Annotated in this window: 14 protein-coding genes and 1 pseudogene; 4 read left to right on the plus strand and 11 right to left on the minus strand. The window is 64.9% G+C overall.

The features are described from left to right. Positions 1–41: 41 nt before the first annotated feature. The 3 genes from LRK53_RS04730 to LRK53_RS04740 form a co-directional block, all read right to left on the minus strand. Positions 42–1,706, minus strand: a complete 1,665-nt coding sequence (locus LRK53_RS04730; RefSeq protein ID WP_235642532.1) for an APC family permease — start codon at positions 1,704–1,706, stop codon at positions 42–44. Positions 1,707–2,055: 349 nt separating this feature from the next. Next, positions 2,056–4,998: a DEAD/DEAH box helicase family protein gene (locus LRK53_RS04735; RefSeq protein ID WP_027492849.1), complete on the minus strand. Its 2,943-nt coding sequence runs from the start codon at positions 4,996–4,998 to the stop codon at positions 2,056–2,058. Further along, positions 4,995–7,142 (minus strand): site-specific DNA-methyltransferase, encoded by a 2,148-nt coding sequence (locus tag LRK53_RS04740; RefSeq protein WP_235642533.1) that lies wholly within the window; start codon positions 7,140–7,142, stop codon positions 4,995–4,997. The genes LRK53_RS04735 and LRK53_RS04740 overlap by 4 nt, the downstream gene beginning before the upstream one ends. A gap of 91 nt (positions 7,143–7,233) precedes the next feature. On the opposite strand from LRK53_RS04740, the gene LRK53_RS04745 reads away from it, so the two are divergent. Next, on the plus strand, positions 7,234–7,683 hold the full coding sequence (locus LRK53_RS04745; protein ID WP_027492850.1) for a hypothetical protein: 450 nt from the start codon (positions 7,234–7,236) through the stop codon (positions 7,681–7,683). Between the two features lie 105 nt (positions 7,684–7,788). Here the strand turns inward: LRK53_RS04745 and LRK53_RS04750 are convergent, their stop codons facing one another. Beyond that, positions 7,789–9,171, minus strand: a complete 1,383-nt coding sequence (locus LRK53_RS04750; protein WP_235642534.1) for an L-serine ammonia-lyase — start codon at positions 9,169–9,171, stop codon at positions 7,789–7,791. 77 nt (positions 9,172–9,248) lie between these two features. Here LRK53_RS04750 and LRK53_RS04755 point away from each other — a divergent pair, with 77 nt between their 5' ends. Next, positions 9,249–9,485 (plus strand): glutaredoxin family protein, encoded by a 237-nt coding sequence (locus LRK53_RS04755; RefSeq protein ID WP_027492852.1) that lies wholly within the window; start codon positions 9,249–9,251, stop codon positions 9,483–9,485. 81 nt (positions 9,486–9,566) lie between these two features. On the opposite strand, the gene LRK53_RS04760 is transcribed toward LRK53_RS04755, so the two are convergent. From LRK53_RS04760 to LRK53_RS04785, 6 genes are all read right to left on the minus strand, one after another. After that, a complete protein-coding gene (locus LRK53_RS04760; protein WP_027492853.1) occupies positions 9,567–10,139 on the minus strand; it encodes a DUF4337 domain-containing protein in 573 nt (190 codons plus the stop codon). 97 nt (positions 10,140–10,236) lie between these two features. Next, positions 10,237–11,601 (minus strand): GTP-binding protein, encoded by a 1,365-nt coding sequence (locus LRK53_RS04765; protein WP_027492854.1) that lies wholly within the window; start codon positions 11,599–11,601, stop codon positions 10,237–10,239. Positions 11,602–11,610: 9 nt separating this feature from the next. Then, the gene (locus LRK53_RS04770; protein WP_027492855.1) at positions 11,611–12,159 is read right to left on the minus strand and encodes a YceI family protein; all 549 of its coding nucleotides are present in this window, start codon (positions 12,157–12,159) and stop codon (positions 11,611–11,613) included. Continuing rightward, positions 12,156–12,737 (minus strand): cytochrome b, encoded by a 582-nt coding sequence (locus tag LRK53_RS04775; protein ID WP_027492856.1) that lies wholly within the window; start codon positions 12,735–12,737, stop codon positions 12,156–12,158. The genes LRK53_RS04770 and LRK53_RS04775 overlap by 4 nt, the downstream gene beginning before the upstream one ends. Next, positions 12,734–13,354 carry a YceI family protein gene (locus LRK53_RS04780; RefSeq protein ID WP_027492857.1) on the minus strand — a complete coding sequence of 207 codons (621 nt, stop codon included), beginning with the start codon at positions 13,352–13,354 and terminating at the stop codon, positions 12,734–12,736. The genes LRK53_RS04775 and LRK53_RS04780 overlap by 4 nt, the downstream gene beginning before the upstream one ends. 349 nt (positions 13,355–13,703) lie before the next feature. Continuing rightward, positions 13,704–14,705 carry a polyprenyl synthetase family protein gene (locus tag LRK53_RS04785; protein ID WP_027492858.1) on the minus strand — a complete coding sequence of 334 codons (1,002 nt, stop codon included), beginning with the start codon at positions 14,703–14,705 and terminating at the stop codon, positions 13,704–13,706. Positions 14,706–14,840: 135 nt separating this feature from the next. On the opposite strand from LRK53_RS04785, the gene LRK53_RS04790 reads away from it, so the two are divergent. Beyond that, positions 14,841–16,046 (plus strand): MFS transporter, encoded by a 1,206-nt coding sequence (locus LRK53_RS04790; RefSeq protein ID WP_027492859.1) that lies wholly within the window; start codon positions 14,841–14,843, stop codon positions 16,044–16,046. A gap of 115 nt (positions 16,047–16,161) precedes the next feature. On the opposite strand, the pseudogene LRK53_RS04795 reads toward LRK53_RS04790, so the two are convergent. Beyond that, positions 16,162–17,239 (minus strand): annotated as a pseudogene (locus LRK53_RS04795) (IS5 family transposase). Between the two features lie 487 nt (positions 17,240–17,726). Here LRK53_RS04795 and LRK53_RS04800 point away from each other — a divergent pair. After that, complete coding sequence (locus LRK53_RS04800; RefSeq protein WP_235642535.1) at positions 17,727–19,076, plus strand: cytochrome C; 1,350 nt, start codon at positions 17,727–17,729, stop codon at positions 19,074–19,076. The last annotated feature ends 36 nt before the right edge of the window (positions 19,077–19,112 follow it).

A 19,112-nucleotide genomic window follows, 5' to 3' on the forward strand; every position in this document is an offset into this window, starting at 1 on the left:
CGGCTCGTCGCCGCGCGTTCCGTGGCATCGGCAAGGGTCGTTCAATGCCCGGTAATGTGCTCGGCGGCCCGTTCGTCCGGCGGTACCAGTGGTGCGTCCGGATGGGCGTGCGCCTCCAGCTCGGCCGCCTCCACCGACGGCGTGCGCCAGCCCGAGCGCACACCCCACAGGTAGAACACCAGACCGATCGCCGCTACTACCACCAGGTCCCAGCCGTAGGGCAGGTAGCCCTTGCCGCCGAAGGTGGTGCTGCCGGCCCAGGAGACGAAGGCGATCGTCGGCAGGTAAGCGATCAGCCACCAGGCGCCCTTCAGCTGGCGACCGAAGTCGTGCCAGCCGCTCTTCGCCTGGTAGTAGAAGTAGATCGGCAGCGCCACGACCATCAGCAGGATGATCTCGCCGGTCAGCGGCCAGCGCGCCCAGTACAGCAGCTCGGTGGACATCACGAAGGCGACGCCCGCCAGCAGCGGCAGGCCGGCCAGGCGCAGCGGGCGGTGCAGGCCGGGCGCGGTGCGGCGCAGGGTCATTACGCTGACCGGGCCGGTGAGGTAGGAAATGATCGTGGCCACCGAGATCACCGCCGCCAGCGTGCCCCAGCCGCGGAAGAAGAACAGGAACAGGAACGACACCACCAGGTTCACCCACATCGCCGCGCGCGGCACGCCCCACTTTGGGTGCACAGTGCCGAGGATCTTCGGCAGCGTACCGTTGCGCTCCATGCCGTAGAGCATGCGCGCGGTGGTGGCGGTGTAGGTCATGCCGGTACCGCTGGGGCTGATCACCGCGTCGATGAACAGCAGCGTGGCCAGCCACTGCAGGCCGAGGATGATCGCAAGATCCGCGAACGGCGAGCTGAAGTCGATGCCGTGCCAGCCCACGTTCGCCAGCATTTCGCGCGGCACCGCGCCGATGAACGACACCTGCAGCAGCACGTAGATCACCGTGGCCAGCGCGATCGAGCAGACGATCGCGAACGGGATGCTCTTGCCCGGGTTGCGCGCCTCGCCGGCGAGGTTCACCGGGCTCTGGAAACCGTTGAAGCTGAACACGATGCCGGCGATCGCCACCGCGGTGAGCACCGAGGCGAAGTCGGTCGAATGCACCTCGCCGTGGATGCCGACGCTGAAGTTCTCCGGATGGAAACCGGTCATCATCAGCAGCACCGCGGTGAGCGCGGGAATCACCAGCTTGAACAGCGTGATCGCGGTGTTCGAGCGCGCGAACAGCTTCACGCTCCAGAAGTTCAGCAGGAAGTAGACGATCACCAGCGCCGCGGCGATCAGCAGGCCATTGGTGCTCAGCTCGCCGTGGCCACCGGGGGCCTGGTGGTAGAGGTCTTTCGCCCATTGCCACTTCCACGACGACATGTACTGCGCCGAAGCCTCGGCTTCCACCGAAATCACCGAGACGATCGCGATCCAGTTCGCCCACGCCGCAATGAAGCCCACCAGCGAGCCGTGCGAGTAGTGGCCGTAGCGCACCATGCCGCCGGATTCGGGGAACATCGCGCCCAGCTCGGCGTAGGTCAGCGCGATGGCGAGGATCACCGCCGCGCCGATCACCCACGCCCAGATCGCGCCGGGGCCGGCGATCTGCGCCGCGCGCCAGGCGCCGAACAACCAGCCCGAGCCGATGATCGAGCCCAGGCCGGTGAGCATCAGGGCGAACGGGCCGACATCGCGGCGGATCGCGCGTTCTTGGGTCATGTGAGGGTTCCCGTGTCGACGCGCAGCGCGCCGGAAAGTGGTCGATGGTTGCAGAATTGACCGTCCCGTGTCACGCCGCAGCAGCCACGTGCTGGTACGACCCCGCTGGCAGGAGCCCGCTCGCGAGCGGTGCTCTTGCTTTTGCGAATCCCGAATCCCGAATCCCGATTCCCGGCTCAAGAGCATCGCCCGCGAGCGGGCTCCTACGGGACGCGTCGCACTGGGTGGTGGGGATGAACTTGGTCGTAGGGCGGGCACGGCCCGCCAGCTTCTGTTTGAATCCGGACGCCGCGCGGCGGGCCGTGCCCGCCCTACGAAGCCGTCCCATCGCAAACGAGGCCGCCTGCCGTCAGTCTCCCAGCGCCAGGCCGCCCTGCGACTGCGCCGTGGGTGCCGCGCGGGCCCGTGAGAACGCCAGCAACTCGCCCAGTCGGGCGCCTTTCTCGCGCCAGTCGTGGAACAGCGATTCGCCGACCAGTGCGTAATACCAGCTGCGCCCGCCGCGTTGCTCCGGCTCCAGCGCATTGATTCGCTCGCACCAGGTGGTCGCGGCCTTCAGCTTGCGCTGCACGTTCGGGTGGCTGACCTGCTGCTGCGCCTTGGTCTCGACCAGGTAGATCGCGTCGGTCGTGCGCACCAGGAAGTCGGGGATGTACAGCGCCGACATGCCGTCGCCCTTGATGTAACGCAGGCGCACGAAGTCGTGCCGGTTCTCGCTGATCTTGCAGAACGCCTCCACGCTGGCATCGGCCTGCGCCCATTCGATGAACGCCCGTTCCAGTCCGCCGCTGCGGGTGGGGTAGGGCAGCCGCGTGTAGATGCACTTGGACACTTCCAGCGAGGCGCTCTCGCGCACCATCAGCTTCGTCACTTCGGACAGGTGACGATGACGTACTTCCGTCGCTCCAGTGGTGGTGTGTTCTTCGGAGCGATGAAGAGCAAGGCCGAAGATCCTCACGATGTGCTCGATCACCGGCTGCAGCAGCAACAGCCGCCAGCCCTCGTCCTCGAAAGGCTCGAAGGATTCGCTGAACAGCCGCTCGCGGATGTAGTCGTCCAGCGCGGTGGCCAGCGCCGCGGTATTCATCTGCAGATACGGGCGATCCAGGTGGGGGGAAACCTTGTTGCCCTTCGGCAGCGGGTGGTTCAGCGCCTGGCTGACCCGCCGGGTCAGCCGCGACAGCAGCTCGTTGTAGCCGCTGACGTTCATCGCTGCGCCATCGACGCGGTAGTCGCCAAACAAGGTGCTGCTCTGCAGGTCCTGCGAGGTGAAGGTGTCGCCCTTGCCGAGCAGTTCGGCCAGCTTCGCGCGGCTCATCAAGGTGAACGGCTGCAGCGCGGCGGCGTCGATCGGCAGGTGCTCGACGCTCTCGTCCGCCTCGCGCAGGATGAACGGGATCGCGAAGTCGTACGTTTCGTAGCCTTCGCGGAGTTCGGCGGCGATCAGGTCACCGGTGCTGCTGCCTTCATCGTCACCGGTGGTGCCGACCAGGCCTGCGGCCATCAGCTCGTCGTAGAAACTCTGGAACGCCGGATGTTCGACGATCGAGAGAATGTCGATCAGCGACCCCGGCTCCTCGCCGTGGTTGATCCGCTCGCGGTTCTCGCGCTTGATGTCGGCATATTCCGGGTCGCGCCACATCAGCCGCAGGCCGCGGCCGATGGTCTGCTCCAGCAGGATCTGCGCCTGGCTGGAACGCAGCGGCACGATCACGCAGATGTTGTTGACGTCGAAACCCTCGCGCAACATCAGCACGCTGACGATCACCCGCGGCTGCGCGTGCCGGTCCACGCTGAACAAGCGCTGGCGCAGGGGCGCCCAGTCCTTCTCGCCCAGTTCGGCCTTCCGGCCCGAATCGACGGTGAGCACGTCCTCGTCGTGCAGTCCTTCGTCGAGCAGGAACCGCGCCACCAGCGGCGTCACTGAGGTGTCCTCGCACACCACCAGCATCTTCGGGTGGCGGTCGGGGTCGAGCCGGGCGAAATCCGCCTCCAGCTTGCGCAGCTTCTGCAGGCCGGCGCGCAGCATCACGCGCTGGCCCTCGGACAACTGCACGTTGCCGTCGACATCGCGCTCGGCCTTGAACTCCAGCGGCAGGGCACCGAGTTCCTTGCGCTTGTCCAGCACCAGCGACTTCACCAGGCCCAGCCGCATGGCGTCCTTCAGGTCGAAATCGACCACGATGTGCGGGAAGTACTTCTTGCTCTTCTTCTTGCCGCTGCCCACGTCGTTGTACGGCGTGGCTGAGAAATCCATCTGCACGAAGCGGCGGCCCTTGCCCGCGGCGATGATCGACAGGCTCTTCTGCCACTCGACCTCGGTAGTCTCGCCTTCCTTCTTCAGTTCGTGGATGTGATGCGCTTCGTCGTTGAACACCATCAGCTCGGACAGGTCGGCGAGGTAGCTGAGCACGTTGCCGCGCGCCCAGCGCCGGTCCAGCACGTCGAGACTGTTGCCGGTGGCACGGCCGGGCACCAGCGGCAATACGTCGTAAGCGACGCGCGAAGCATCGGCGACCATGCCGGGTGAGTCGATCCGTCCGCCCTCGTCCTGTTCGATCTCCTCTTCGGCCTCGCTGAGCAGGTGCCAGTTGGTGATCGCGATCATGCCGTTGCCGGTGGCCTTCAGCCCGATCTCGGTCTTGGTGCAGACGTTACCCCGCACGAACTGCGCGATGCGCTCGCGCCGTGCCGGCGGGGCGAACAGCTCGGCGTAGCTGGCGATGTCGGAGCTGGCGAAGTCGCGGTTCTTGTCCTCGCTCTCCTTGCCGAGGAACGCATCCAGCAACCGCTCGTACACGATCAGTCCCGGCGCCACGATCAGGAAGCGGCGGGTGAAACGCGGATCGTCGCGGCCCTCGTCCAGCGCCGCGGTCTTGTTCAGCAGCTGCCACACCAGCAGCGCCTGCAGCACCCAGGTCTTGCCGGTGCCGGTGGCCATCTTCAGGCAGTACTTCGGGTGGCCGTGCTTGCCCTGCGCCACGTCGGTCAGCCGCGTGCCTTCCAGCAGCGCATCGGCGCACACCTGCTCGTACAGGTTCTTCAGGTTCGGGCTGGCCAGCACCTCGTGCGCCACGATCACGTTGAGGATCGCCTGGCGCTGACCCGGATGGAAATTGAACGTGCGCGACTGGCACGCGTCCTCGCCGAACCACCAGCGCAGCAGTTCGGCGGTTACCGGGGTCACCAGCTCGTAGATGTCGGCGATGCCCTGCTCCAGGCCGATACACAGCTGCTCGGCGCGGCGGGTAAGGGCGGCGGCGAGCGCCATCGGGTTGTCGGCGACGCTCATGCCTTCGGCTCCGCCACCACCTGCACCACTTCAGCCTCGAAGCCGAACACGTCGACCACGCGCACGCACACCCGGCGTTCGCCGGCCTTGCGCGGCACGCTGAACTCGGCGTTGGTCACTACGCGCAGCGGGTCGTCGTCATTGGCGGTATTGCCGCGGTAGTCCTGCCAGACCGAACGGAACACCGCGCCGTCGTAATCCGGGTCCACCGCCCAGTATTCGATCAGCGCCAGCGGTTCGGCGTTGGCCACCTTGAGCAGCTTCTTGCGGTTGTCGTCGTCGAGGTTGATCGCCTCGGGCGAGAGCAGCACATAGTTGTCCAGCGTGACCCGCAGCTGTTCTTGTCTCCCCTCTCCCTCCGGGAGAGGGGTTGGGGGTGAGGGTACGCGCCGCACCGGCTTGATCGTGAGGTATTGCAGGCTGGAGAAGCGCACCTGCCCACGCAGTTTCTCGATGCCGCCCTTCTTGCGCAGGCGGTCGAGCAGGTCGGGCGGGATCACCAGCACTTCCAGTCGCGCATCGTTCAGCGCAGTGATGCTCCGGCCGATCGACGGATCGAAGTTCCAGCCCAGCACCACCACCCGGTCCCAGCCGCCGAGCAGGTGGTCGCGCTGGGCGATCGCCTTGCGCAGGGTGGCGTCGCCGGTGAGCTTGTTCGGCGAATCGACCAGCACCAGCGTCTTCTTGCCCGCGAACACCACCGCACCGAGGTTGCGTAGCGGGTTGTCCTCCGGCGGTAGCGGCAGCGCGCCGTACAGCGACAGCACGATGCCGGACAGGTCGCCGACGCGGAAGCTGCGCCCCATCGCGCTCTTCGCCGCCTCGACCTGGTAGTCGCCGATCGCCTGGTACAGGAATGGCTTGGCGCCCTGATCGATCAGCCGCTTACGCATGATCATGCAGGCCGGCTTGCCGAGGTCGGTGGTGATCCAGCGGCGGCCGAGTTTTTCGGCCACGGCGGCGGTGGTGCCGGAGCCGCCGTTGAAGTCGGCGATGAGGCCGCCTTCTGGGCAAGAGCTGCGGATAATTCGTTCCAACAAGGCTTCAGGCTTTTGTGTCGCGTAGTTCAGCCTTTCCGCGCCGGACTTCGTCATTTTTATGTCTGTCCATACCGACTGGACAGGTCTTCCGGGACTTTCGTCCAGATATTGCTTGACGTAAGGCATCCCGGTTTTGGAAAAGACGATCTTTCCCTTATTGATTAACTCGTCAATGGTTTCCTGGCTGTACCGCCAATGGGTTCCCGGCGGAGGACTTCTGAGCTCCCCATTGAAGAAACGAGCAGGCCCAGGGCCGGCAGCTGTCGCAGTATTGAGCCAATAGCGCCGACCAGTTTCTTCTTCGGCATTCCTGAAACGCTCTTGTATGTACTCCTCGTCGTACGGAGTATGCGTTTGGAAAAAAGATCGGGAATTGGTTTTCCCGTAGAAGAACAGGATGTCGTGGATGTTGCCAAATCTATTGGAGTCGTTATGGGCCCCAGTCCGTTGCCATACAATTTCATTGGCAAAAAAATCCTTGCCAAAAATTTCGTCCATCACCACCTTGACGTAATGTCCTACATGCCAGTCCAGATGCGCATACATGGACCCACTATCGCTCAGCAGTTCCCGCATCAGGATCAACCGCGGCGTAATCATCTCCAAGTATGACGCAGTGCCTCCGGACCAAGTGTCGGAATAGGCAAATTGCTCCATGGCCGTGGGCCGCTGCTCCAGCTCCACGATGGGCAGGAGCCCGAGTGCCCCGGAGGCCATGGATGGCCGAGAGGGGCCGCCAGGCAGCGAAACCTTGGTGCGGTAGTCGGCCTTCGAATCGAACGGCGGATCGATGTAGATCAGGTCCACTTTGCCGCGCAGGCTGGGCGTGTGTTCGTCACCGGCCAGCAATGCGGCCATCGCCAGCAGGTTGTCGCCGTAGATCAGCCGGTTGGTCCAGTCGGTCGCGCCTTCCTCGCCCAGGTGCGCTTGCCGGTTCGCCGCGGCGATCCAGTCGCTGTCGCGCGTGTCCTTCGACGGCAGCACCCATTCGCGCGTCTGCAGGCTGATCCGGTGCCGCCCTTCCAGGCTCTCCAGGATCTTCTCGGCCTGCTGCCGCCCGCGGGCGACGATCTCGGGGAGCTGTTCCAGCAGCGACTTGGGCACGCGATCGTTCCCTATGGTTAACGTCAAACGTCAATCATAGTGAACTCAATACGTGAACTGGTAGGCGGGGTGATCGGTAAGTTGCCAAGGAATGAGCAACGAACGCGCCGAATTCTCGAAACGCCTGGCTGCCGCGATGGTTGCGCAGGGCTACGACCCGCGCCCCGTCGTGCTGTCGACGCAGTTCAACGTGCGGTTCGACGGCGCCTCGGTGACCTTTACGACCGCTTCGCGCTGGCTGAATGGCAAGGCGATTCCCGAGTACGAAAAGCTGGTCGCGCTGGCGGACTGGCTGAAGGCCGATCCCTGCTTCCTGCTGTTCGGCGATCGCGCGCTGCGTGGCGGTCGCGCAATCCGGCAGGTCAGGGAAGACGCGCCGCTTTACGACAACCAGAAGGTTTTCGACATCTATCGTACGCTGCCAGCGACGCAGCAGAAGGCCGTATGCGAGGTGATCATGGCCTTTGCGACAGCACCTTCGAGACGGTCGCGCCCGACCAGGTCGGTGGCAGGCGCCAAGTCGCCGCGCCGCAAATCCTAGCCCGAAGCGTCCCGGTATTTTTGCAGGAGCGTATTTTGTGCGCGATGCTTTTGAGCCGTATGGCCGAAGAGCATCGCCCGCGAGCGGGCTCCTGCAGAATAGGCCTCAGCACTCGATCACGTTGACCGCGAGGCCGCCGCGGCTCGTTTCCTTGTACTTGTCCTTCATGTCGCGGCCGGTGTCGCGCATGGTCTTGATCACCTTGTCGAGGCTGACGCGGTGCTTGCCGTCGCTCTTGAGCGCCATGCGGCTGGCGTTGATCGCCTTGACCGAGCCCATCGCGTTGCGTTCGATGCAGGGGATCTGCACCAGGCCGCCGATCGGGTCGCAGGTGAGACCGAGGTTGTGTTCCATGCCGATCTCCGCGGCGTTCTCGACCTGCATCACGTTGCCGCCGAGCGCGGCGGTGAGGCCGCCGGCGGCCATCGAGCAGGCCACGCCGACTTCGCCCTGGCAACCCACTTCGGCACCGGAGATCGAGGCGTTTTCCTTGTACAGGATGCCGATGGCGGCGGCGGTGAGCAGGTAATTGATGATGCCTTCGTCGTCTGCCTTCGGGCAGAAGCGCAGGTAGTAGTGGCCGACCGCCGGTACGATACCGGCGGCGCCGTTGGTGGGCGCGGTGACCACGCGGCCGCCGGCGGCGTTTTCCTCGTTCACCGCCAGCGCGTAGAGGTTCACCCAGTCGAGGATGGTCAGCGGGTCCTTCAGCGCGGCCTCAGGCTGGTTGCGCAGTTCCTCGGCCATCGCCGGCGCGCGACGCGCCACATGCAGGCCGCCGGGCAGGGTACCGGGCGAGCGCAGGCCGCGGGTGACGCAATCGGCCATGGCCTTCCAGACGGTCAGCAGGCCGGCACGGGTTTCCGCCTCCGTGCGCCACACGCTTTCGTTCGCCATCATCAGCTGGGCGATGGTCAGGCCGTGCTGCTTGCACAGCGCCAGCATCTCGCCGCCGCTGGAAAACGGGTAGGGCTGCGCGGTGGTGTCGGCGACGATGCGGTCTTCGGCCGCCTCGTCGGTATTGACCACGAAGCCGCCACCGACCGAGTAGTAGTCGCGGCTGGCCAGCTCGTTGCCGTTGGCGTCGTAGGCGGAAAAACGCATGCCATTGGTGTGGAACGGCAGCTTCTGGCGCTTGTTGAAGACCAGGTCGGCCTTCTCGTCGAACGCGATCTCGTGCTTGCCGAGCAGACGGACGCGGCTCGTGCCGCGAATGCGCTCCAGCGTGGCGGGGATCTGGTCCGGGTCGACGGTGTCGGGATGCTGGCCCTCGAAGCCCAACAACACCGCTTTGTCGGTGCCATGGCCGCGGCCGGTCATCGCCAGCGAACCGTACAGCTCGGCGCGCATGCGGGCGACGCGGTCAAGCACGCCCTTCTCCTCCAGCCAGTGCTCGGTGAAGCGCGCGGCGGCGCGCATCGGCCCCACCGTATGCGAGGAGGACGGTCCGATGCCGATCTTGAACAGGTCGAATACGCTGACGGCCATGGATGTGCTGCTGGCTAAGTGGATGAACCGGTTATTCTACGCGGCACCCCTGGTTTTGGCAGTCCATTCGCAAGCGCATGTCCGACCTGATCCTGTACCAGCGTGACTACTGCCACTTGTGCGACCTCGCGCTGGCCGTGATGGCCGAGGCGCAGGCACCGGATTTCGACAGCGTATGGGTGGACGATGCGCGGGAACTGGAGCAGCGCTACGGCACCCGCGTGCCGGTGCTGCGCGACGTGCGCGACGGCCGCGAACTGGACTGGCCGTTCGATACGGCGGCGGTGGCCGCGTTCCTGCGGGTGGCCAGATAGGCGTCCGGTTCTTTCCACTTCGCCGCGCCGCGAGGCGGCAGCTGCATCGCGCTGCCGCAGTGCCGCCATGCCGGGGACGACTCAGATGCCGAAATATGCCAGCGTCCCGACGACGAGGCCGAGACCACCCATCACGAGCACCAGCCGGCCCAGCCACTGCTTGCGGGTGAGCAGCGCGATCGCGGCCATGGCGATGCCGATCTGCAGCAGCATGGTGGCCTGTGCCCACCGGTGATGGCGGTGCATCTGCGCCTCGCTCTTTTCGTCGAGCGCGGCCGAAGCCTGTTCGAGCTTGTCGGCGGCGAGCTTGATCTCGGCCTTCTGCGCTTCGTAGCGCTTCATTTCGGCCGCGAAGAACGGCTTGCGCGCATCGCTGGACAGTTCCATGCCTAGTTCGCTCAGGTTCTGCTTGTTGCCCTTCGCCTGGTAGTAGTTCCACTGGTTGGCCGCCTCGGTTTTCCTGATGGCGGCATCGTTCTTGAGCAGGGCGGCGTCGGCCTGGGTGCTGCCCGCCATGTACGAGAACATCGCGCCCATGGTGGCCAGGATGGCGGTGATCACTGCCATCCGGCCGGCCATGCCGTGGGGCTCGCGTTCGGCGGCTTCGTCCAGGTGGTTCTCGTGCACGCCGCGGACTTCGAATTCTTCTGACATGCGCTCTCCGAACAGCCGGCCAAGATGGGGATGCGGATTCTAGACGCGATTGCCGTGCACGCAGCGTATCTGCAAGAACTATCGCGGGATGACCGGTTCAGCGGGTGGCGCCGGGGTTCCTGAGCCGGCGCAGGATTTCCTCGCGCGCCTCGCGCAGGATCGAGTCGCGATCGAGGCTGGCCACGATGTCGGCGACGGCGCGTTTGGCGCCGGCTTCGCCCCAGGATTTGCCGGCGATCAGGTAGCGTTCGGCGGCGCGACCGATCAGCACGGTGGCGTACCAGCCCAGCGCGCCCTGCGCCGCGGCGGTGACCACGACGGAGAGGCCGGCGCTCATGCCTTTCAGTGCGGAAGCGACCAGCTGCATGCCCCAGATCGCACCCATCAACGCGGCCAGCTGCGCCGAGATCACCGCCACCAGCCGGCCGGATTCGGCGCGGGTCAGCGGCAGGCCGTACACGCGCGACAGCTGCACCACCATTGCCGCATCGAGCCCGGCGGCAGCGAGCAGGTCGGCTACCGGGATGGGGTTCAGCGCCACCGCCACGCCCTTGGCCAGGCAGTAGTGGCGGATCAGTTTCGCTGCCACCGCCTGCCGGGTCTGCGCGATGCGCGCGCTGACCTGGTCGGTGAGCCGGCCGGCGTAAAGGCCGGCGTTGATCGCCGAGAGCGTCTTGCCCTCGCGCGCGGCGATCGCCAGCAGGCGTTCGCGCAGGGCGGCGACGTCAGGTGTGCGCGGTTGCTCGCGAACCTGTTCGTGCCCACGTGCGTCGACCTCGACCACGCGCTGCGCAGCCGGATGCGCGGCCACAGCCAGCACGTCTTCCGCGCGCACCAGTCCAGCCACGCGCAGGCGCAGGTGTTGCAGCAGGCTGTCCAGTTCATCGCGGCCGTAGCGGTCGGCTTTGTTCAGGGCGAGCAGCAGCGGTCGCTGGGTGGCGGCGAGCGTTTTCAGCGCGTCCAGTTCCTCGCGGGTAAGGTCGCCGTCGCAGACGAACACCACCAGGTCGCTGACCTCGGCCACCTCGAACGCCAGTCGCTCGCGCGCTTCGCCGTCCAGCTCGTTGATGCCGGGCGTGTCGATCAGCACCAGGCCGTCGTGCTGCGCCTCGTCGAGCGGCACATGCTCGGCGTCGGTGGTGGTGCCATGGAGCACACCTACCGCGAACGCCTCGCGGCCGAGCAGCGCATTGCCCAGCGCCGACTTGCCGGTGGAGACGCGACCGAACACGGCAACGTGCAGCTCGCCGCGTTCGAGCCGGTCCAGCATGGCCTCGATGCGGGCGAAGTCGCCGGCCAGCTCGCCGCGCACTGCGGCCGGAATGGTCGGGTCGTCCAGCAGCGCGTGCAGGCTGTCGGCTACCTGGGTCGGGCCGGTGCTGCCGCGGGGCGGCGGCGCGGTCACGTGGCGGCCGGGGCCGAGCCAGCCGCGCAGGCGTAGCCACAGCGTGCCGCGCGCCACCGCGGCGGCTTACTTCGCAGCCAGCTGCAGGTGCGCGGTGACCTTCACCTCGCCGCCGATCACCGAGGTGTCGGTGTAATCGCCGGTACCCACGTTGAAATCCAGCCGCTTCACGGTGCCGGCCACGTCCAGCGTGGCGCCGCTGCCCTGCGGCTTGAACGTCACGTCGAGGCTCACCGGCTTGGTTATGCCGTGCAGGGTGAGCGTGCCGTCGGCGATCACCTTGCCGCCGCTCTGGCGGAAGCCGGTGGTGACGAAGTGCGCCTTGGGAAATTTCGCCACATCGAAGAAGTCCGAACCGGGCAGCGCCCCGTCGCGGTCCTTGTCGCCGGTCTTCACGCTGGCCAGGGTCACTTCCACGTCGAACTTCGACGCGGCGAGATTGGCCGGGTCATAGCTGATCGCGGCGGTCCACTGGCCGAAGTGGCCGTTGAACGACTCGCCCTGGAAGGTGTTGCTGAAGCCGAGCGTGCTGGACGCCGGCTGTACGGTGTAGTCGGTGGCTGCAACGAGCCCGGGCAGGGCGAGCGCCAGCAGCAGGGTGGCAAGGCGTTTCATCGGGAGTCTCCTTTGGAAGCAGGGGGGGCGCGCAGACGGCCGAACGGCGACATCCGGCGCAGCGTATTGTCATGGTCGAGCAGGTGGTGTTTCAGCGCGCCGCCGACATGCGCCACCAGCACCAGGATGAGGAACCAGAACAGATACTCATGCACGCCGTGCGCGAAATCGCGCAGCGCGTCGTTCTTCTGCGCCAGCGCCGGCAGGTTGAACAGCTTGAACCACTGCAGCGGCTTGCCGGTGACCGAGTTGAACCACCAGCCGCTGAGCGGCAGCAGCACGATCAGCACGTACAGCGCGCCATGCGCGGCATGTGCCGCGAGCTGCTGCCAGCGCGGCGCCGGTTCTTCCGGCGGGCGCCGGTCGGTCCAGCGCCAGGCGATGCGCAACAGCACCAGCGCCAGCACGGTGAGGCCGATCGACTTGTGCAGGGCCAGCCAGTTGATCTTCTGCATCGGCGAGCTGGCCAGGTCCATCAGCAGGCCGAACAGTCCGTTGCCGAGGATGCCCAGCGCGATGATCCAGTGGAAGAACTTGGCGACCGAACCCCACTGGCGGTCGTTGCTGCGCAGGCTCATGGTGTTTCCTTGCGTGGTGGAACGGCGTGGTCGTCGCGAATCGTCTCCAGCTCCAGCCACACACTGACATTGGCGCCGATCGAGTTGTGGTTGGCGGTGATGCCGAAGTCGTTGCGGTCCAGACTGGCGGTGGCGGAGAAGCCGGCCACCTCGTTCGATTCATAGAGGGTCCGGGCGGCGCGGTTGAAGGTGAACGCCAACTCCAGCGGACGGGTGACGCCGTGCAGGCTCAGCTCCCCGTGCAGCACGCCGTGGTGCTCATCCTTGCGCTCCACCCCGGTGCTGCGGAAGTGCGCGTAGCGGTGGTTCGCGCAGTCGAGCAGTGCCGGCTTGCACACGGCCTGGTTCCAGTCGGTGTCGCCCATGTCCAGGCTGGCCAGGTCGATGTCCAGCTCGGTGGCGGCGGTGCTCCAGTCGTCCGGATCGAAACGCAGCCAGCCGCGCGCGATGTGCAACCGCCCGAACGGGCGCGAATAGCCGTTGTGGCTGATGCTGAAGACGACCTGGCTGTGCACCGTGTCGTAGCGCCAGCCGTCCGCGGCGGCATGTGCCGACGCCAGCGGCAGCAGGGTTGCCGCGAGACACCACAGCCAGCGGGTTGGGCGCAGTCGGAACATATCGTGAAGTCTGGCCGATCGGCGGCGCGGCTGCCAGCGCTGGCGGCTGAACAATGGGTTTCCGCGGGTGACCCAATGGGGAACGGTCGATGGATGCACTCCTCGGCCTCTGCCCTCTTTTTGAGCACGGGGCTTCTGCTCGCCGGGTACCTCTGCAGGGTGCACTTGTGCGCGACGCTCTTGCTACATTCAAAGCGAGGAGCCTTCTCCTTCCCGCACGTGTAGGAGCGCACCCTGTGCGCGATGCTCTTCGTCACGTGACGGAAAGCATCGCGCACAGGGTGCGCTCCTACAGATACACGCGGACGAAAGTGTTTCGCGCCAGGGGACGGCCAGGAAATGCCGGGTTTCAGAACGTGCGCTGCACTGAGTAGTCGGCCAGCGTGGCCAGCGCGTCGCGGTGGGCCGAGGGTGGCAGGGCGGCGAGGGCTTTGCGTGCGGCGCGGGCATGCAGCAGGGCGCGCTCGCGGGTGCGTTCCAACGCGCCGGAATCGCGGATCGAGGCGATGATGCGGTCGAGCGAGTCGAGCCCGCCGTGCTCGATCGCATGGCGCAACGACTGCGCCTGTTCCGGGCTCGCCTTCTCCAGTGCGTAGATCAACGGCAGGGTCGGCTTGCCTTCAGCGAGGTCGTCGCCAATGTTCTTGCCCAGGGTGCCGGCGTCGCTGGTGTAGTCGAGCAGGTCGTCGGCGATCTGGAACGCGTAGCCCAGTTCCATGCCGTAGCGGCGCAGTGCGGCCACTTCGCCATCGGACAGGCCGCCGAGCAGGCCGCCCAGTTCGGTGGCGGCGGCGAACAGCACTGCGGTCTTGCGTTCGATCACCGCCAGGTAGGCGGCCTCGCTGACGTCGGCGTTGCCGATGTTGAGCAGCTGCAGCACTTCGCCCTCGGCGATGGTGTTGGTGGTGTCGGCGAGGATGCGCATGATGCGCATGTCGTCCAGTTCCACCATCAACTGGAACGAGCGCGAGTACAGGAAATCGCCGACCAGCACGCTGGCGGCATTGCCCCACAGCGCATTCGCGGTTTTGCGGCCGCGGCGCAGGTCGGACTCGTCGACCACGTCGTCGTGCAACAGGGTGGAGGTGTGGATGAACTCGATGATCGCGGCGAGCTTGACGTGGCGATCGCCGTGGTAGCCGGCGGTACCGGCGGCCAGCACGTGCAGCATCGGGCGCAGCCGCTTGCCGCCGCCGGCGATGATGTGATCGGCGATCTGGTTGATCAGCACCACGTCGGAAGACAGCCGCTGGCGGATCAGCGCATCGACACGCTGCATGTCGGCGGCGGCGAGGTCGCGCACCTGGGCGAAGTCGGCGGGGCGGGTGGCGTCGGCGGTCATCGTGGTCATGGGGGCTTCGGGGGGTGTGTGTCGCTTCGCGGATTATAGGGCCTGCAGCATTTTGCGCCGCGACATGTCGCCACAGTCGCCGCGCGTGACACCATCTATAATGCCGGGAATGTCTTTGGCAACGTGCCTCTCCCGGTGAGCAAACTCTCTAGCCTCGAACTGCGCAGTGCACTGACCCTGGCCTGCGTGATCAGCCTGCGCCTGTTCGGGCTGTTCCTGATCATGCCGGTGTTCTCGCTGTACGCGAAGGCGATGCCCGACGCCACCGGTTTCATGATCGGGCTGGCGCTTGGCGTGTACGGCATCGGCCAGGTGCTGCTGCAGATTCCGCTGGGGCTGCTGTCGGATCGGATCGGGCGCAAGCCGGCGATCACCATCGGGCTGGTGCTGTTCGCCATCGGCGGCCTGATCGCGGCGATGTCGCACACGCTGGCCGGCATCGCGCTCGGCCGCGCGGTGCAGGGCATGGGCGCGGTGGCTGGCGCCGGCATCGCGCTGGCGGCGGATCTCACCGCGGAGGAAAACCGCAGCAAGGCGATGGGCATCATCGGCGTGTCGATCGGGCTGGCGTTCCTGCTGGCGCTGATCCTGGGGCCGCCGCTGGAGGCGGTCGCCGGGCTGCCAGGGCTGTTCGGCGCCACCTCGATCCTGGCGCTGGTCTCGCTGGTCCTGTTGTGGCTGATCGTGCCCACGCCGGTGCGGGCGCGTGCGCCGGCCGCGGCCGGTCTCGGCCAGGTGCTGGCAATGCTGCGCGACGGCCGCATGCTGGTGCTGAACGGCTCGGTGTTCTTCCTGCACGCGCTGCTCACCGCCAGCTTCGTCGGCCTGCCGCTGCTGCTGGCCGAGACGCTGCACCTGCCGGTGAACCGGCACTGGGAGCTGTACCTGCCGGTGATGACGGTGGCCGCGTTCGTGATGGGCGCCACCATGCACCACATGCGCGAGGTGGCGCAAAGCCTGCGCATCGTCACGGTGTGCGTGGTGGCGATCGGGCTGGCGCTGCTCGGCTTCGCGCTGTCCGGCCGCCACCTGGCGGCGTTCGGCGTGGCCGCGGCGGTATTTTTCTCCGCCTTCAACCTGCTGGAGGCGGCGCTGCCCAGCCTGGTCTCGCGGCTGGCGCCTGAACAGCTGCGCGGCGCGGCGATGGGTGCGTATTCGACCAGCCAGTTCATCGGCGCGTTCGTGGGCGGCGCGCTCGGCGGCCTCGCGCTGGGCCGGCTCGGCCCGAACGGCGTGTTCGTCTGCGCCGCGGCGCTGACCCTGCTGTGGCTGCCGCTGGTGGTCTCCGGTGCGCGCCGGATCACTCGTCGCGCCGCGACGACGCAGGCGCGCCTCGCCTAGCAGGCTGTTGAGAATGCTCCTTTCGGAGCCGTCGTGATAGACCTTCTCTACCGACGCAGGGGCATGTGCGGCCTCGACAGGAGCCGTTTTTCGGATGTCGGACGCACGTCTCCTGTCATGGCCCATGTCGGGATGGGTTCCACCACTCCCCGATGCCGCCAAGCCGGATCAGGTTGTACGCCGCAAACGTCCACGTCACCCAGCCGCGCACCTTGGGCAGCGAAACCATCGGCAGCTTGTCCAATCCGCCGACGGTCTTGATCCAGCCGAAGCTCTGCTTGATGCGCTTGCGTACCTGCAGACTCATCGCATAGCCCTTGCCGCGCGCCTGGCGCGCATCGATGGCGCTGCGTCGGCCCTTGGTGTTGCGCGCAATGTGGGGCTTGATGCCTCGAAGCGTAAGCGCCTCCACGAAGTCGTGCGTGCGTAGCCTTTGTCCGCGCCCAGGGTGGCGTCACGGCACACGCCCGTCGCGTCCAGCAGGTCGAGCGCGCCATCGCGTGCGCCCGTGCGACTGGCGTGGCGCACGTCCACGCCAACGACCAGGGTATGGCGGTTCTCCATAACGCATTGGCCAGGTAGCTCAGCTTGGCTTCCTTGCCTTCGCCCTTGCGTATCAGGCGCGCGTCGGGATCGGTGGTGAAGGCGTGCGTGTCGTTGCTGCGCGCCTGCCCGTGGAAATCCCCGCCATCGCCGCCGCTGCTGTCCTTCGGCCGGAAGCTCTTGTGCGAGGCCCAGGCTTCCAGCAGCGTGCCGTCCACCGAGAAGTGTTCGTCGCTGACCAGATCCTGCACGCGCGCCATCAGCACGGTGTGCTCAAAGAACTGCCGTACGATCGGCGCGTCGAACAGGCGATCCCGGTTGAACGAGAAGGTGGAGTGATCCCACACGGCATCGTCGATGTTCAGGCCCACGAACCAGCGGAACAGCAGGTTGTAGTTCATCTGCTCCATCAGCCGGCGCTCGCTGCGCACGCTGTAGACCACCTGCAGCAGCGAAGCACGAAGCAGGCGCTCGGGCGCAATCGATGGCCGGCCGCCATCGGCATAGCGCTCGGCGGGCAGGCCATCCAACTCGCCAAGTATCGTATCTACCAACACGCGCAGCTTGCGGATCGGGTGGTCGACCGGAACACGCTCTTCCACCGGAACGTACGAGAACATGCCAAGTTGTTGGACGTCGGGATGGCGCATCGCGGGGTAGCCTTACTATTGATCGCGTCTATGACAGCCGGCTCGGCCGATGGTTTCTCAACAGCCTGCTAGAGCAACAAGGCAGGGGTTTCGGCCAGGTACGGTGCGATCTGCTGGTAGTAACCTTAAAGCGCTTCTTGCCCTTGGCGCGATTGCCGTGCTGGTACATCAGCGGGCAGATTCAACTCCGAAGTGCAGCCGCCGTTGGAAATCTGGCGCGAATCAGGATGCATTTTGGAAAAATGCATCTGCGGGGAGGGGAATACGCAAAGTTCCGTGACAAATGGTCGCACTACGAGCTGCGACTATTGCGAAATTGACGTGCGTCAATCAGACCGGGAAAGAATTTTGCGACGATGCGCTACACACCTAATTCCACAATAGTGCCGATGAAGACCATATATGAATACGCGGCGTGACTGTGAAGATCCAGAGCATTATGCGAGTTAAGTTCAGGTTCTATCACCGTAGAGAAGGAAGATGCACCATGCAAAAACGTCGGAACAAACTGAATATAGGAGGGCAATGGCCGCTTCTTGCCCTGCTAATGATACTCATGGTGGGGATCATTCCCAAGGCGAATGCCATCCCCGCGTTCTCACGACAAGTCAATATGCCTTGTACCTCCTGCCACGTGGGCGGATATGGTCCGCAACTGACGCCGTTTGGGCGCCAATTCAAACTAACCGGCTATACCATGAAGTCCGGTTCATCGGGCGTCACTCCCAAAGTCTCTTTGGAGCTCGTCGAGTCGTTCACCCACACTCAAAAGGATCAGGCGGGAGGCGCTGCCCCGGGTTTCGGTAGCAACAACAATTGGGAGTTTCAGACCGCCGGGGTCTACTTGGCGGGCGCAATATCCGACCACCTGGGCATGCTAATGCAGGTCTCGTACTCTGAGAACGGTCATCGGGTCGAATGGGATATGACGGACATTCGCTATGCACGCCAAGCTAAATTTGGATCGCACTCGGCAGTTTGGGGCATTACTCTAAACAATAATCCAACCATATCGGACCTCTATAACACCGGAGCGGCGTGGCAATACCCCTATTTTGGCCCCGATCTCGCCCCGGGATCTGTGGCAACGCCCATTGTAAATGGCGGTTTGATGAATGGCGTACTGGGGTTGACGGCGTATACCCAGATAGATGGCAAGTGGTACTTTGAGGGTGGCTTGTACAAGGTTCCTTCAAAATCATTCATTGATCATGTAAATGGCATGTATCCTGGACGCCTGGACATCCCTGCCCCCTACCTACGCGCAGCCTATCAGGCGTCTCTTGGGTCCGCCAGTAACCTTGAAGTTGGTGCGCTGTTTTTTGAACCCAGGTTAATTCCTATGTCCAGCATGGGAATGTCAACTCAGTCTGACAATTATAAAGACTATGGGGTGGATGCGAGCTATGAATGGTTTGGCGGAACGAAGCACGCGATTACCGTACAGGGGCAATACGTACATGAAAAACAGACCCTCAATAACAGCTTTGCGGTGGGCGCATCCTCGAATCTTCACAATCGCCTAAATTCATTTAATATCAACGCAAACTACTGGTACGAAAGCACCTATGGCGCCACGCTTGGTGCGTTTACAACTAACGGTAGCCGCGACGCAATGTTATATTCAGCCGCATCTTCAAATGACTCTCCAAATACGAGCGGCGGCTCAATGGAATTGAATTGGGTGCCATTCGGAAAAGGAAATAGTTGGGCTCAGCCGTACGCGAATCTTCGGGTCGGCCTCCAATATACTTTTTATACAAAGTTCAATGGCACAAGTAGTCACGCTTCGGATAATAATACTTTGTATCTTTACTTCCAGACCTATCTATTTTGATCTTCCCAATGCTTTGGTATAGTCTACTTGCTGCAT

Origin of the sequence: Rhodanobacter thiooxydans (assembly GCF_021545845.1) — a bacterium.
GTDB lineage: Bacteria > Pseudomonadota > Gammaproteobacteria > Xanthomonadales > Rhodanobacteraceae > Rhodanobacter.

Excerpts from the sequence above, each read along its gene's own strand:
- LRK53_RS04730 (WP_235642532.1), bottom strand. The coding sequence starts at position 1,706 with ATGACCCAAGAACGCGCGATCCGCCGCGATGTCGGCCCGTTCGCCCTG.
- LRK53_RS04735 (WP_027492849.1), bottom strand. The coding sequence starts at position 4,998 with ATGAGCGTCGCCGACAACCCGATGGCGCTCGCCGCCGCCCTTACCCGC.
- LRK53_RS04745 (WP_027492850.1), top strand. The coding sequence starts at position 7,234 with ATGAGCAACGAACGCGCCGAATTCTCGAAACGCCTGGCTGCCGCGATG.
- LRK53_RS04750 (WP_235642534.1), bottom strand. The coding sequence starts at position 9,171 with ATGGCCGTCAGCGTATTCGACCTGTTCAAGATCGGCATCGGACCGTCC.
- LRK53_RS04755 (WP_027492852.1), top strand. The coding sequence starts at position 9,249 with ATGTCCGACCTGATCCTGTACCAGCGTGACTACTGCCACTTGTGCGAC.
- LRK53_RS04760 (WP_027492853.1), bottom strand. The coding sequence starts at position 10,139 with ATGTCAGAAGAATTCGAAGTCCGCGGCGTGCACGAGAACCACCTGGAC.
- LRK53_RS04770 (WP_027492855.1), bottom strand. The coding sequence starts at position 12,159 with ATGAAACGCCTTGCCACCCTGCTGCTGGCGCTCGCCCTGCCCGGGCTC.
- LRK53_RS04775 (WP_027492856.1), bottom strand. The coding sequence starts at position 12,737 with ATGAGCCTGCGCAGCAACGACCGCCAGTGGGGTTCGGTCGCCAAGTTC.
- LRK53_RS04780 (WP_027492857.1), bottom strand. The coding sequence starts at position 13,354 with ATGTTCCGACTGCGCCCAACCCGCTGGCTGTGGTGTCTCGCGGCAACC.
- LRK53_RS04785 (WP_027492858.1), bottom strand. The coding sequence starts at position 14,705 with ATGACCACGATGACCGCCGACGCCACCCGCCCCGCCGACTTCGCCCAG.
- LRK53_RS04800 (WP_235642535.1), top strand. The coding sequence starts at position 17,727 with ATGCAAAAACGTCGGAACAAACTGAATATAGGAGGGCAATGGCCGCTT.